This is a genomic window from Aurantiacibacter arachoides, from assembly GCF_009827335.1.
GTDB classification, from domain to species: Bacteria; Pseudomonadota; Alphaproteobacteria; order Sphingomonadales; family Sphingomonadaceae; genus Alteraurantiacibacter; species Alteraurantiacibacter arachoides.
The window spans coordinates 1427817-1441333 of record NZ_WTYH01000001.1 but is presented as its reverse complement, the minus strand read 5'-3'; the positions used below and the strand labels follow the sequence as shown (position 1 = coordinate 1441333).

Genomic DNA, 13517 nt, shown 5'->3' with positions numbered 1-13517 from the left:
CTAGCCCCAGCGGCCGGTCTCCATCCAGATCAGGAACCGCCGCAACGGCAGCAGCCAGATCAGCCCGAGGGCCAGATAGACGACCCCCTGAGCCAGGGCCGGCCACTCCCCGATCAGCGGCGGCGCGACCAGCGCGACGAGGCCGGTGTAGACGAGGAGGCCGGCCAGCAGCCCCAGCACGCCGACGGGAATGCGCCACGTCGGCTCCGTCCTCATGCGAAGGGCCCATAGATGCGGGTGGGGGTCACGATCGCGGCAAGCGGCATGTCGTGGTCCTCTACTGGCAAGGTATCGACGCGTTGCACGTCCCAGGCCATGCCGATGGCTAACGTGCCCGGGTGATCGGCCAGCCAGCGGTCGTAGAAGCCTCCGCCCTGGCCGATCCGGTCACCGCGCTCGGTGAAGCCGACAAGCGGCATGAACAGGACGTCTGGCACCACGACCGGCGCGGTGAGATGCGGCTGGCGCAGGTCCATCGGGCCGGCTTCCAGGTCGCTTTCTCCCCATGGGTCGGAGTGAACGTGGAAATGCATCGGCTCCGCCAGCTTGACCACGCGGGGCAGGGCGACGGTGTGGCCGCGTTCGTGGAAGAAGCGCGTGTAGGACGTGGCGGGCGCTTCTCCCGCGCCGGCGCGGTACAGGCCCACGATAGCGCCTTCCGGAACGAGGGCTAGGAGCGGGGCGGGCGGCTGACGAAAGACCAGCGCCGAAACCTGCGGCGGCAAAGCAGCTGCGTGGTCGAGCCGGGCCTTGCGCAAGGCGGCGCGCAATTCGGCCTTCTTTCGGGAGATTTCGTTCATGGGGGGCTACCCTTGCCGGGGATGGTGAGTGGCGGAACCACCATGGGTCGTTTTCCGGGAAATCCTCTGACGCCTTACGTCAGGTGGGCGCCGTATATCCGAAACCACGGTCTCAGTAGGGACAGCTCCCTTGGATTGCTTATAGCCTCAGGGATTTTCGCGAACGGCTCGTGCCGGGCAGTCCCGCCAAGCCCTATCTAGGATGCAATGGGCCCGGTCTCAAGCTGCATTGCGAGGGTTTCGAGCCGGTCTGCCATCGTTTCGAGCTGGATCGCCACGCTTTCCTCCGGCTCGGCCGTCTTGGCGGGGGGCGCCGGCTTGCTGGTCGCCTCGTGCAATTCATCCGCCAGGAGCAGCGAGGCGTAAAGCAGGATGCGTTCGGGCGACTGGCCGGTCAGGTTGTCGAGCTGCGACAGCTTGGCATCGATAGCCGCGCCCAGCGCCTCTATATGGCTCTCCTCGCCCGGGGCGCAGGCGATGGTGTACTTGCGGCCGGCAATGTCGAGTGTGACGTTGCTCATGCCTCGAGCCCGCTGAGAAGCGCGTCGATCTGGTCGAGCGCGGCCCGCGCTTCCTGCCGCAGAGCGTCGTAGCGGACCTGCAACTGCGGTTCGCCCGTGTCGACCACCGCGCCCGCAGTGCTGGCGGTTGCCTCGATCCGCGCGCTGGCTGCTTCAATGCGGCCAAGCGCGGCGGCAATGCGCCCGGCTGTGTCACTCGCTTCCATGACGGCGAATTAACCACTATTGCGGGCCGGGCAAAGGCTTGCGTGGGAAAGTTGTGAATAATCCTCGCAAGGGCGCCTGCGGTTTTGCCGCTTGCCGGGGCGTGTTGCTTGACCTTCCAGCCCCTCGCCACCACACACCGCTGCATCCGAATCGACCCTTACGGGGCACCCCACGCGCATCCGGAGCCTTGCATGAGCGAAGACCAGACCAGTTTCACCGATATGGCCAACGCCATCCGCGCGCTTTCGATGGACGCGGTGCAGGCGGCCAACTCCGGCCACCCCGGCATGCCGATGGGCATGGCGGACGTGGCGACGGTGCTGTGGTCCGATTACCTGAAGTTCGATCCCAAGGACCCTGACTGGGCCGACCGTGACCGCTTCGTCCTTAGCGCCGGCCATGGCTCCATGCTGATCTATTCGCTGTTGTACCTGTCCGGCTACGATGCACCGACACTGGAAGACCTCAAGAACTTCCGCCAGTTGAACAGCCCTTGCGCCGGGCACCCGGAAAACTTCCTGCTCGACGGGGTAGAGGCCACCACGGGCCCGCTGGGCCAGGGCTTGGCGATGGCGGTTGGCATGGCGATCGCCGAGCGGCACCTGAACGCCGAATTCGGGGACGACCTGGTCGATCACCGCACCTGGACGATCGCGGGCGACGGCTGCCTGATGGAAGGCATCAACCACGAGGCGATCGGCTTGGCCGGACACCTCAAGCTCGGCCGGTTGATCGTGCTGTGGGATGACAACGACATCACCATCGACGGCAAGGTGTCCCTGTCCTCCAGCGAGGATATTCCCGCCCGCTATCGGGCGACCGGCTGGCACGTGGCGGAATGTGACGGGCACGACCCGGCAGACATTCGCCGCGCCATCGACGAAGCTGTCGCCGAGACCGGCAAGCCGTCGCTGGTGCGCTGCACCACGGTCATCGGCAAGGGCGCGCCCACCAAACAGGGCACGAGCGCAACCCACGGCAGCCCGCTGGGCGAAACCGAAATCGAAGGCGCACGCAAGGCGTTGGGCTGGGCACACGGCGCGTTCGTGGTGCCGGACGATGTGCTGGCAGCGTGGCGCGCCACCGGCGAGCGCGGGGTTAAGGCGCACAGCGCGTGGCGCGACCGGCTCGGCCAGAGCGACGGCAGGGCCGAGTTCGAACGGCGCATGGCAGGCGATCCGCCCAAGGGTGATCAGGTATCAAAGACGCTACGCAAGTGGCTGGATAACCCGGAAAAGATTGCCACCCGCAAGGCAAGCGAGAACGCGCTGGAGATACTCAATCCGCTGATCCCGGAACTGGTTGGCGGCAGTGCCGATCTGACCGGCTCGAACAATACCAAGGCCGGCGGCATCACCGCCTTTACCGCCGATGATTACGCGGGCCGCTATATGTATTACGGCATCCGTGAATTCGGCATGGCGGCGGCCATGAACGGCATGGCGCTGCACGGTGGGGTCATCCCCTACGGCGGCACGTTCCTGATCTTCACCGATTACTGCCGCGGCGCGATACGCCTGTCGGCGCTGCAACAGGTGCGCGTGATCTACGTGATGACGCATGACAGCATCGGCCTGGGCGAGGATGGGCCCACGCACCAGCCGATCGAGCATTTGCAGTCGCTTCGCGCCATGCCCAACCTGCTCGTCATGCGCCCGGCCGACCGGGTGGAGACGGCCGAGTGCTGGCAGATCGCTCTGGCGCAGAGGGACCGCCCCACGGTCCTTGCCCTCAGCCGCCAGAACCTGCCGCAGGTGCGCAACGCGCCGGACGAGGTCGATTGCAGCGCCCGGGGCGCCTATCGCCTGAAGAAGGCTGGCAACAAGCGTCGCGTCATTCTCATCGCGACAGGGTCCGAAGTGCATCTCGCGCTGGAATGTGCCGAGGCGCTGGAAAAGCAGGGCGTGGGAGCCGATGTCGTCTCGATGGTCTGCACCGAACTGTTCGACGAGCAGGACGCGGCCTACCGGGCCGACCTGCTGCCGGATGTCGACCCGGCGGAAATCCTGCGTGTCAGCGTAGAGGCGGGCACGACGTTCGGGTGGGAACGCTATACCATGGCGAACGGCCTGCGCTTCGGCATCGACCGCTTCGGCGCTTCCGGCCCGGCGGAACACCTTTACGAAAAATTCGGTCTGACTGCGGACGCCATCGTTCCGCAGATCATCAGCAACATCAAGGCTTAAGCAGGAGCATTTAACATGGCGACCAAGGTTGCAATCAATGGTTTCGGACGCATCGGACGCCTCGTGGCGAGGGCCATGCTGGAACGGGACGACCACGATCTCGAACTGGTCGCGATCAACGACCTTGCCGATACCGAGGCCAACGCCCTGTTGTTCGGCTTCGATTCCACCCACGGCCGTTTCCCCGGCTCGGTGGAGGTCGATGGCAGCAACCTCGTGGTCAACGGCAAGACCATCGCCGTCACCTCCGAGCGCGACCCTGCCAAGCTGCCGCATCGCGAGATGGGCGTGGACATCGTGTTCGAATGCACTGGCTTTTTCCAGAGCGACGAACAATGCCGTCCGCACCTCGACGCTGGCGCCCGGCGCGTCCTGATCTCGGCGCCAGCGAAGGGCGTTTCCGCCACCATCGTCTACGGCGTCAACCATGACACGCTGACCGCCGAGGACGTGATCGTTTCCAACGCCAGCTGCACCACAAATTGCCTCGCCCCCGTGGCCAAGGTGCTGCACGACGCTGTCGGTATCGAACGCGGGTTCATGACCACGATCCACAGCTACACCAACGACCAGCGGATGCTCGACCAGATGCATTCGGACATGCGCCGGGCGCGCGGCGGGGCGCAGAACATGATCCCGACCACCACCGGCGCGGCGCGTGCCGTTGGCCTGGTGCTGCCGGAACTGGCCGGCAAGCTCGACGGATCGAGCGTGCGGGTGCCGACGCCCAACGTCAGCCTGATTGACCTGGTCTTCACGCCGGGCCGCGATTGCACCGCAGACGAACTGAACCAGGCGCTGAAGACCGCCAGCGAGGGCGCCATGAAGGGCGTGCTGGACTTTACCGACAAGCCGCTCGTCAGCAGCGATTTCAATCACCACCCGGCCTCGTCCACGGTGGATTCGCTGGAAACCGCCGTGCTCGAAGGCAAGCTGGCGCGCGTCGTCAGCTGGTATGACAACGAATGGGGTTTCTCCAACCGCATGATCGACACCAGCGGCGTGATGGCGAAGTTTCTCTGACCATGGCCGCCTTTCGCACCCTGGACGACCTGCCGCAGGATCTGACCGGCCAACGCGCGCTGGTGCGGGTGGACCTGAACCTGCCGATGGCGGAGGGCCGGGCAACCGACCTGACGCGGGGCGAGGCAGTTGCACCCACCATCCTGGAGCTGGCAGGACGCGGCGCCAAGGTGCTGCTGCTGGCGCACTACGGCAGGCCCAGGGGCGAGCGGCATTCCACCATGAGCATGAGCGAGATTGTCGGCGCACTGGAAGGCGTGATCGACAGGGAAGTGATGTTCGTGCCCGAGGTCGCCGGCCCGGTGGTGGAACAGTCGGTGGGCATTCTCGGCCCGGGCGATGTCGCCTTGCTGGAAAACACGCGGTTCTGGCCGGGCGAGGAGGCAAACGATGCCGATTTCGCGCACGCCATCGCTGCCAATGGCGACTTCTTCGTCAATGATGCCTTTTCCGCTTCGCACCGCGCCCACGCGACTACGGAGGGCCTTGCGCATGTTCTGCCGTCCTACGCCGGGCGGGCGATGGAAGCGGAACTGAAGGCGCTCGACGCCGCGCTCGGATCGCCGCAGCCCCCGGTGGCCGCCGTGGTCGGCGGGGCCAAGGTCAGCACCAAGCTGGCTGTCCTGGAGCATCTGGTCGAAAAGGTGCAGCACCTGATCATCGGCGGCGGCATGGCCAACACCTTCCTCGCCGCGAACGGCATCGCGGTCGGCAAGTCGCTGTGCGAGCACGACCTGACCGATACCGTGCGCCGCATCATCGCCGCAGCGGACGCGGCGGGGTGCACCGTGCACCTGCCCTACGACGTGGTGGTGGCCAAGGAATTCGCTGCCAATCCACCCAGTGTGCGCACCTGCAACGTCCACGAAGTCGCCGCTGACGAGATGATCCTGGACATCGGCCCGCAGGCGGTCGAAGCGCTGGGCGACGTGCTGAAGACCTGTTCCACACTGGTATGGAACGGCCCGCTCGGCGCGTTTGAGACGCCGCCCTTCGACGATGCCACCGTCGCACTCGCGCGTACCGCGGCCGCCTTGACGCAGGCGGGCGCGCTCGTCAGCGTGGCGGGCGGGGGCGATACCGTGGCCGCACTGGCGCATGCCGGCGTGGCGAATGACATGACCTACGTCTCGACCGCGGGCGGCGCTTTCCTCGAATGGATGGAAGGCAAGAACCTGCCCGGCGTCGCGGCCCTGTCGCGCTAGACGCGTGATCATCCGACCCGCCGGCGACGAAGATCGGCAGGCCATCGCCGCCATCCATGCTGCCAGCTGGCGCGACAGCTATGCCGAGGTGACCGATCCCGGTTTTCTCGCCGACGTCGACGCCCGCATGGCGGAACGCTGGGCGAAGTGCGAGGTCGGGCACGGCGACCTGCTGTTGCTGGCCGAGGACGGGCACGAGCCTGTCGGTTTCATCCTCGCGCGCGGCGGCGAACCGGCCTTTATCAATGTCTTGCATGTCCTGCCCGGCCACAGGTCTGCGGGGGCGGGAGCGGCGCTGATGGCGGCGGTGGCGCGACGGTTGCGAGATGAGGGCCGCGTCAATGCCTACCTCGACGTGCTCACCACGAATACGCGCGCCATCGCTTTCTACCGGCGACTGGGCGGGGTGCCGGGCGCGGTAAAGGCGAAAGAGGTGGGCGGCCGGATGCTGCCCAACCTGCGGGTCGACTTTCCCGACCTCCAGGCGATCGTCGACAGCGCCTAGTCGGCACCGCTCTCGAAGACGAAGCGGTAGGTCGCGGGCGGGGTTTCTGCGCCTGCCATCCTGCCGGGTTCCGCGCTGACCAGCGCCAGGCGATGACCGCGCACCTGCTGCGGCTCACCCAGTTGCAGGTCGCGCGTTTCGTGCCAGGCGGGGCCATCCACCTGCGTGCGCACAATGATGCGGCCCGCCCAGACGCAGCGGGCGTTGATGGGGCAACGCGAATCCTCGATCACGGCAAGCGGCGTCAGCGCCAAGTCGCCCACGCTGACTGCCTGACCCAGCCCCACGGGCGTGGCCTCCGCAGCGGGCGGGCTGCCGCGATGGGGAGCGGCGTCGCCGTGGGTAACGCAGGCTGAAAGGGCGAGGGCGGCCAGCGCGGGTGCGGAATGCATTCTCATGCCTGAAGCGAAAGCCCCGGCCTGCTGTCGCCTGGCTGAATGACGGTCAATCGGTGTGCCGGAAGGCCAGGATAAGCTCTTCGTTGAGGAGATAGTCGAAGCGATGCTGCGCGAGAGCCTGGAAGAACGTGATCGACGATCCGCTCCACGGAAAGGCCCAGTCATCCAGTTCGAGCAGGATCAGGTCGGTGCGCCCGACCCAGCCGGTGTCGCCAGAGAACAGTTCGTCCTGCGCGCCTTCGATGTCGAGCTTGACGATCCACGGCTCGCCATCCGGCACCAGCGCCACGCATTCATCCACGGTAAGGGCGCGCACCGCATCCGGGTGTGCGGCATCGCAATATTCGGTCTGCAGCCCGGCGCTGCCGCGCTCGTAGGATATGACGCGGCAATGGCCGGATCGCGAGGCCACGCCGCCCAGCACCGCCGTATGCGCGCCGCCCGCCGCCGCCAGGTTCGCCTCCAGCACGCGCATGTTGTCGGCGTCTGGCTCTATCGCGACGACATGGGCGAAAGGATATTTCGCCGCAAAGGCGCGCAGCGACAAGCCGATGTTGGCGCCCGCATCGACGATAACCGGGACCTTGCCGGTGGCCAGCATGGCCTCGGCCCGGCGCTCCAGCTCGGCAGTCTGGGGAAACCGCGCTAGGTCGTACTGCCGGTTGACCATCGTCTGCCAGAAGATCGAATAGTCGGACCTGTTGGGCCGCAGCCAGATCGGCCGGTCGAAACCCGGCGTGCGATGGGCAAGCGCCGCAATGTCGGTCGCCCTGCCCTGGCTGGGCAGCCCAAGGCCGAGGCGCAAACCGTGGCGCATTCCGAAGCGTTTCAGGAAGTTGGGCAGCCGTTCGATGGTTTCGCGGTTCATGGCGGCAACTTTGCCGCAAAGGCGCTAAGATCGTGATAATGCCGGCAGTTGCGCTCGCACCTTGCCGCGCATAGGAGCCGTGCATCTTCAAATTCGATTAGGAGCATCGAATGAACACCGCCGAAATGACCGACCGCATCGCCAATGGCCAAGGCTTCATCGCCGCCCTCGACCAGTCGGGCGGTTCGACGCCCAAGGCGCTGCAGGGCTATGGCGTGGCAGACGATGCCTGGAACGGCGACGAGGAAATGTTCGCCCAGATCCACACGATGCGCAGCCGCGTCATCACGGCGCCCAGCTTTTCCAGCGGCAAGGTGATCGGGGCGATCCTGTTTGAAAAGACCATGGACGGCGAAGTCGACGGCAAGACGACGGCCGAGGCCCTGAAGGATCGCGGCGTGGTGCCCTTCATCAAGGTCGACCAGGGGCTGGAGGACGAGGCCGACGGCGTGCAGCTGATGAAGCCGCTCGACAAGCTCGATGCGCTGCTGGCGAAATCGGCGCAGGCGGGCATGTTCGGCACCAAGATGCGCTCGGTCATCAAGTCTGCCAATGCACAGGGGATCGCCGCGATCGTCGCGCAGCAGTTCGAGGTCGGCCGCACCATCATCGCCGCCGGGCTGATGCCGATCCTTGAGCCGGAATACGACATCACCGCCGCCGACCGGGCCGAGGGCGAGGAACTGCTCAAGAGCGAAATTCTCACGCGGCTCGACCAGCTGCCCGAGGGGGAGCAGGTCATGCTCAAGCTGTCGATCCCGGTGAAGGACGATCTCTACGCCGAGCTGATCCGCCATCCCAAGGTGCTGCGCGTGGTGGCGCTGTCGGGCGGTTTCTCGACGGACGAGGCTTGCGCCAGGCTGGCCAGGAACCCCGGCATGATCGCCAGCTTCAGCCGCGGCCTGTTGCAGGAACTGCGCGCCGATCAGTCGGACGATCAATTCGACGCGGCGCTGGGCGGCGCGATCGACCAGATCTGCGAAGCCTCTGTCGCCTAGACAGGGCTGGGCGCTTGCGGCGCCTCAGCGTCAACGCCTTGCATGTCTGGGTTGGCCGCGGGCGGGGAGTGGCTCCTCGCCCCGCGGTTGACCCGCAAGTTGGCGGCGGGCGGAACGAGAAGCCTCACGGCAGTCATTGGCGTGCCGCTGTCAGCTTGCTATCGGCGCCAGCATGACCATGCCCGCGCCCCCCTGCCAGCTCTATCTCATTTCGCCGCCTGACGTGTCCGGCGCCTTCCCGGACCGCCTCGACCGGGCGCTCGCGGCCGGGGCGGGGCTGGCCAGTGCGTTCCAGTTCCGGGTGAAGGGCGTCGACCAGCACGAGGCAGCGCGACTGGCGGCGCCCTTGCAAGAGATATGTGCGGCGCGCGATGTCGCCTTCATCGTCAACGATTCGGTTGCCCTCGCCAGGCGCCTGAAGGCGGATGGCGTGCATCTGGGGCAGGGCGATGGTGACGTGCGCGAAGCCCGCGAGGAACTGGGCCGCGAGATGCAGATCGGCGTTACCTGCCATGCCAGCCGTCATCTGGCGATGGAAGCGGGCGACGCTGGGGCGGATTATGTGGCCTTCGGCGCGTTTTACGACAGCGCCACCAAGATCAGCGACCATCGGCCAGACACCGAGGTGCTGGAATGGTGGAGCGGCCTGTTCGAGATCCCCTGCGTGGCGATCGGCGGCATCACTCCGGGCAACTGCGCCCCGCTGGTAGAGGCCGGCGCGGATTTCCTGGCTGTCAGCCATGCGGTGTGGGGCGGCGACGAGGTTTCGGCCATGCAGGCCTTTGCCAAGGCGCTTCGCACGGAAACCTGATCGGTTCCGGCACGTTGAGCCATGCAAACGGGTATATCGCCCGGTCGCAGAGAGGTTTATTCATGTCGCGCAAGTTCATTGCCTTTATCGCCGCCATCCCGCTCACCGTGGCTATCGCCGCTTGTGACGTTCGTGGCACCGACAGCGTCGATACCGACACCGAGGTATCTGATGCACAGGCCGACACCGATTACGGATACGATGTCTATGGCGAAGACAACCTCGCCGACTCGATGGCTTCGAACGATGCCCAGTACATGGGCATGGATCGCCAGGGCGCGAACATGGCCGCCGATGGCGAGGGTGTTTCCCCTGACGGAGACATGGCGGGCGCCACCACGCCCGATGCCATCCCAGATCCGGAAGAGCGCCCGATCATGCAGGTGCAGGTCGTGCTCGATCGCGTGGGCTTCGGCCCCGGCGTGATCGACGGCCGCATGGGCATGTCGACCGAGAATGCCCTGCGCGGGTTCCAGGAAGCCAACGATCTCGAGATCACCGGCGAGCTCGACACCGCGACCGAAGAAGCGCTGACCCAGTGGGAGCGTATTCCCGCCACGCGTGTCGTGACGATACCGGCCAGCTGGGGGCAGCTGACCTTCAACGATTTGCCCGAGGAAACCGCCGACCAGGCCGAACTGGAGCAGATGGGCTACGAAAGCCTCGAAGAGAAGCTGGCCGAACGCTTCCACACCACGGTGGAGGTGCTACGCCAGCTGAACCCGAACGGGCGCCCGGCGGGCATGACTGGCACGAACCGCGCCATGCGCAGCTCGGGCAATGGCAACGCCGCCGGTGCGACCCCTGCGCCTTCGCCCAGTGCCACGCGCTCGGGCACGCCCACGCCGTCAGGCACCGCCTCGACCGGCACGATGCAAAGCCTGTTCAGCGCCGGGCAGCAGATTCGCGTCCCCAACATCGGCGCGGATCGCATCGCGCCTGGCGCCGTCGAGGACCGTAACTGGCAGCAGACACTTGCCTCGCTTGGCGTCGGCAGCGACCAGCCCGAGGTCGATCGCATTGTCGTCAGCAAGGCAGGCAAGACGCTGAAGGCCTATCAGGGCGACAAACTGGTAGCACTGTTCACCGTCAGCAGCGGATCGAGCGAGTTTCCGCTCCCGCTCGGCGAATGGGATATCCTGGGAGAAGCATACAACCCGACGTTCGAATACAGCCCGGAGGTGCTCACCGGCGGGCGCGAGAGCGGCGAGAACTACACCTTGCCGCCGGGCCCCAACGGCCCGGTCGGCGTGATCTGGATCGACCTCAGCAAGGAGCATTACGGCATCCACGGCACGCCCGATCCGGCCACCATCGGTCGCGCCCAGAGCCACGGTTGCGTGCGCCTGACGAACTGGGATGCCGCGCGCCTTGCGGGGATGGTCAGCACCAGCACGCGCGTGATTTTCGAGGCCTGATGTCCTCGCCGTTCGTTGAAAAGGCCCAGGTCGCCGTCGTCACGGCCACCCTCGTTTCGGCGGGGTGGATCGTGGCGGGCGCGTTCCTGATGGACCGGGAGGAAAGCGCGGCGATTCGTGACGATCTGGAATACCAGCTGGAAGCCGATCCCAACGATGCGAACGAGGAAGTGCGCAGTCTGGAGGCCGAAAGCGTTCCGAACACCACGACGCGGGTGACCACGCAACCGACCGGGGAAGCTGCGCAGCTGATGATCCCCGTTCTCGGCAAGAGCGCGACCGATCTGACAGACACCTTCACCGACGATCGCGGCGGGGGCACGCGGTTGCACGAGGCGATGGACATCATGGCGCCCGAGGGCACGTCAGTCGTGGCGGCCGCGCCCGGCACGCTGGAGCGCATCTTCCTGTCGGATGCTGGCGGAAACACGCTCTATATCCGGTCCGAGGATCGCGAGACGATCTACTACTACGCGCACCTGGCCGAGTACGCGCAGGGCCTGACGGAGGGGATGACGATCCGCCGCGGGCAAAGGCTGGGGACGGTGGGGTCAACCGGCAATGCCGATCCTGCCGCGCCGCACCTGCATTTTGCCATGCTGCGTACCCAGGCGCGTTCGGAATGGTGGGAGCCGGCGACTGCCGTCAATCCCTTCCCCTTGCTGACCCGGCGGTAACGTTCAGCGCGAGCGGCGAATGCAGCGCAGGCGCGTTACCGCGCCGTCTTCCAGCTTCCGCAAGGAGCCCGGGGCTTCCACGCGGTAGCTATCGCCATTGTGCGGCCCACTCGTAAAGGTAACGCGGTCGCCGCGGCGCAGGTAGGTGCCGTCGCCCTGCGGCGAGACATAGCGCGAGGCGCCACGAATGCGGAAGCTCGCCTCAGGCATCGCGATGCTCGCCTCGCGCCCGGCATGGCCCGGCAACTCGCAAGCGTAAGACCCGCGCTGAATGGTGCCGATCGCCTCCTGCGCGAGAACGGGCGCGGCGCACAGCGTGGCGATCGGGGCGGCGAGGAGGAGGGCAAGACGGTGCATGGTGCGTCTGCGCCTAGCATGCCTGGCTGAGCGCGTCATGAACCAAGCTTGCCGCGCCGCCCGTCAACGGCTAGGGCGCGGCGCAATCCCTTACACCTATCGAAACGAGCGTGGCATGAAGATTTCCGGCGTGGACATTCGTCCCGGCAACATCCTCGAATACGAAGGCGGCATCTGGAAGGTCGCCAAGATCCAGCATACCCAGCCCGGCAAGGGCGGGGCGTACATGCAGGTCGAGATGAAGAACCTGATGGACGGCCGCAAGACCAACGTGCGCTTCCGCAGCGCCGACACGGTCGAAAAGGTGCGGCTGGATACCAAGGACTACCAGTTCCTTTACGAGGACGGCAGCCAGCTGGTCTTCATGGATGCCGACACCTACGAACAGATCAACCTCGACAGCGACCTGCTGGGCGATGCCCGCCCGTTCCTGCAGGACGGCATGCAGGTCTCGCTCGAACTGTGGGAAGAACGCCCGATCAGCGTGGCGCTGCCCAACCAGGTGGAAGCGACGATCGTGGATGCCGACGCCGTGGTGAAGGGGCAGACCGCCAGCTCCAGCTACAAGCCCGCCATGCTCGACAACGGCGTGCGCATCATGGTGCCCCCGCACATCGAGAGCGGCACGCGCATCGTGGTCGACGTTTACGAACAGAGCTACGTCGGAAAGGCGGGCTGAGCCGACATGGCAGCGATTTCCGGTCTCATCCGCGTCATCGAAAAGGCCGCGCGCAAGGCGGGCGGCCGGTTGCGGCGCGATTTCGGCGAGGTCGAGGCGCTGCAGGTCAGCCGCAAGGGCCCGGCCGATTTCGTCTCCAAGGCCGATATGCGTGCAGAACGCATCATCTGGGACGAGCTCAAGGTGGCGCGCCCCGGCTGGGGCTTCCTGCTGGAGGAATCGGGTGAGATCGAAGGCGACGAGGACGCGCCGCGCTTCATCGTCGATCCGCTCGACGGCACCAGCAACTTCCTTCACGGAATTCCGCATTTCTCCGTCAGCATCGCCGTGCAGGAGCGCAAGCTCGGCAGCAGGGAATGGGGCGACGTCACCGCCGGCGTGGTCTACCAGCCGGTAACAGACGAGACCTTCTGGGCCGAGAAATCGCGCGGTGCATGGTTGCAGGATGCGCGCCTTCGCGTCTCCAGTCGCCGCCAGTTGACCGAGGCGCTGTTTGCCACCGGCACGCCATACGGCGGGCATGGCGACTTTGCCGAGTGGGCGCGCATCTTTGCCAAGGTCGGGCCGGAAGTTGCCGGCGTTCGCCGGTTCGGTTCCGCCGCCCTCGATCTGGCCTGGGTTGCCGCTGGCCGGTTCGACGGGTTCTGGGAAAGCGATCTCGCCCCCTGGGATACGGCCGCTGGCTGCCTGCTGGTGCGCGAGGCGGGCGGTTTCGTGTCCGATTATCGGGGGCGCTCGCTGCCGATCTGCGACAAGCAGGTCATCGCCGGTAACGACCCGCTGCATTCCCGTCTGCACAAGCTGATTGCGGGAGCGTTGAAGTAAAGCTAGTCGCGCCGTTATCGCGGCTCGCAGCAACGGACC

The 13517-nt window shown here is 66.2% G+C and carries 17 protein-coding genes; 10 read left to right on the top strand and 7 right to left on the bottom strand.

Annotation, left to right across the window (positions count from 1 at the left end):
• The 4 genes from GRI62_RS07030 to GRI62_RS07015 form a co-directional block, all read right to left on the bottom strand.
• Positions 1–216 (bottom strand): DUF2842 domain-containing protein, encoded by a 216-nt coding sequence (locus GRI62_RS07030; RefSeq protein WP_131452643.1) that lies wholly within the window; start codon positions 214–216, stop codon positions 1–3.
• Complete coding sequence (locus tag GRI62_RS07025) at positions 213–800, bottom strand: 5-formyltetrahydrofolate cyclo-ligase (RefSeq protein WP_131452642.1); 588 nt, start codon at positions 798–800, stop codon at positions 213–215. Before GRI62_RS07025 ends, GRI62_RS07030 begins: the two co-directional genes overlap by 4 nt.
• Before the next feature lie 197 nt (positions 801–997).
• Positions 998–1321, bottom strand: a complete 324-nt coding sequence (locus tag GRI62_RS07020; RefSeq protein ID WP_131452641.1) for a cell division protein ZapA — start codon at positions 1319–1321, stop codon at positions 998–1000.
• On the bottom strand, positions 1318–1527 hold the full coding sequence (locus GRI62_RS07015; RefSeq protein WP_131452640.1) for a hypothetical protein: 210 nt from the start codon (positions 1525–1527) through the stop codon (positions 1318–1320). The genes GRI62_RS07020 and GRI62_RS07015 overlap by 4 nt, the downstream gene beginning before the upstream one ends.
• A 192-nt stretch (positions 1528–1719) precedes the next feature.
• Here GRI62_RS07015 and tkt point away from each other — a divergent pair, with 192 nt between their 5' ends.
• From tkt to GRI62_RS06995, 4 genes are read left to right on the top strand one after another with little or no spacing between them, the layout of a single operon-like run.
• A complete protein-coding gene (tkt, locus tag GRI62_RS07010) occupies positions 1720–3714 on the top strand; it encodes a transketolase (protein ID WP_131452639.1) in 1995 nt (664 codons plus the stop codon).
• Between the two features lie 15 nt (positions 3715–3729).
• Positions 3730–4737 carry a type I glyceraldehyde-3-phosphate dehydrogenase gene (gap, locus tag GRI62_RS07005; protein ID WP_131452638.1) on the top strand — a complete coding sequence of 336 codons (1008 nt, stop codon included), beginning with the start codon at positions 3730–3732 and terminating at the stop codon, positions 4735–4737.
• A gap of 2 nt (positions 4738–4739) precedes the next feature.
• The gene (locus tag GRI62_RS07000) at positions 4740–5942 is read left to right on the top strand and encodes a phosphoglycerate kinase (protein WP_131452637.1); all 1203 of its coding nucleotides are present in this window, start codon (positions 4740–4742) and stop codon (positions 5940–5942) included.
• A gap of 4 nt (positions 5943–5946) precedes the next feature.
• On the top strand, positions 5947–6447 hold the full coding sequence (locus tag GRI62_RS06995; RefSeq protein WP_131452636.1) for a GNAT family N-acetyltransferase: 501 nt from the start codon (positions 5947–5949) through the stop codon (positions 6445–6447).
• Here the strand turns inward: GRI62_RS06995 and GRI62_RS06990 are convergent.
• Both GRI62_RS06990 and GRI62_RS06985 read right to left on the bottom strand, forming a co-directional pair.
• On the bottom strand, positions 6444–6839 hold the full coding sequence (locus GRI62_RS06990) for a hypothetical protein (RefSeq protein WP_131452635.1): 396 nt from the start codon (positions 6837–6839) through the stop codon (positions 6444–6446). The genes GRI62_RS06995 and GRI62_RS06990 overlap by 4 nt on opposite strands.
• A 52-nt stretch (positions 6840–6891) precedes the next feature.
• Positions 6892–7713 (bottom strand): FkbM family methyltransferase, encoded by an 822-nt coding sequence (locus GRI62_RS06985; RefSeq protein WP_131452634.1) that lies wholly within the window; start codon positions 7711–7713, stop codon positions 6892–6894.
• Between the two features lie 110 nt (positions 7714–7823).
• On the opposite strand from GRI62_RS06985, the gene GRI62_RS06980 reads away from it, so the two are divergent.
• The 4 genes from GRI62_RS06980 (at position 7824) to GRI62_RS06965 (ending at position 11617) form a co-directional block, all read left to right on the top strand.
• Positions 7824–8711 (top strand): fructose bisphosphate aldolase, encoded by an 888-nt coding sequence (locus tag GRI62_RS06980; protein ID WP_131452633.1) that lies wholly within the window; start codon positions 7824–7826, stop codon positions 8709–8711.
• Positions 8712–8889: 178 nt separating this feature from the next.
• Entirely contained in the window at positions 8890–9522 is a 633-nt protein-coding gene (gene thiE / locus GRI62_RS06975; RefSeq protein ID WP_131453810.1) for a thiamine phosphate synthase, read from the top strand.
• 62 nt (positions 9523–9584) lie between these two features.
• Positions 9585–10940 (top strand): L,D-transpeptidase family protein, encoded by a 1356-nt coding sequence (locus tag GRI62_RS06970; protein WP_131452632.1) that lies wholly within the window; start codon positions 9585–9587, stop codon positions 10938–10940.
• On the top strand, positions 10940–11617 hold the full coding sequence (locus GRI62_RS06965; RefSeq protein ID WP_234027385.1) for a M23 family metallopeptidase: 678 nt from the start codon (positions 10940–10942) through the stop codon (positions 11615–11617). Before GRI62_RS06970 ends, GRI62_RS06965 begins: the two co-directional genes overlap by 1 nt.
• A gap of 3 nt (positions 11618–11620) precedes the next feature.
• Here GRI62_RS06965 and GRI62_RS06960 read toward each other — a convergent pair whose 3' ends face one another.
• On the bottom strand, positions 11621–11974 hold the full coding sequence (locus tag GRI62_RS06960; protein WP_131452631.1) for an elongation factor P: 354 nt from the start codon (positions 11972–11974) through the stop codon (positions 11621–11623).
• Positions 11975–12089: 115 nt separating this feature from the next.
• Between GRI62_RS06960 and efp the strand changes: the two genes are divergently transcribed.
• Together efp and GRI62_RS06950 are read left to right on the top strand one after the other, a co-directional pair.
• Positions 12090–12653, top strand: coding sequence for an elongation factor P (efp, locus tag GRI62_RS06955; RefSeq protein ID WP_131452630.1), 564 nt, complete (start codon positions 12090–12092; stop codon positions 12651–12653).
• 6 nt (positions 12654–12659) lie between these two features.
• On the top strand, positions 12660–13478 hold the full coding sequence (locus GRI62_RS06950; protein ID WP_131452629.1) for an inositol monophosphatase family protein: 819 nt from the start codon (positions 12660–12662) through the stop codon (positions 13476–13478).
• The last annotated feature ends 39 nt before the right edge of the window (positions 13479–13517 follow it).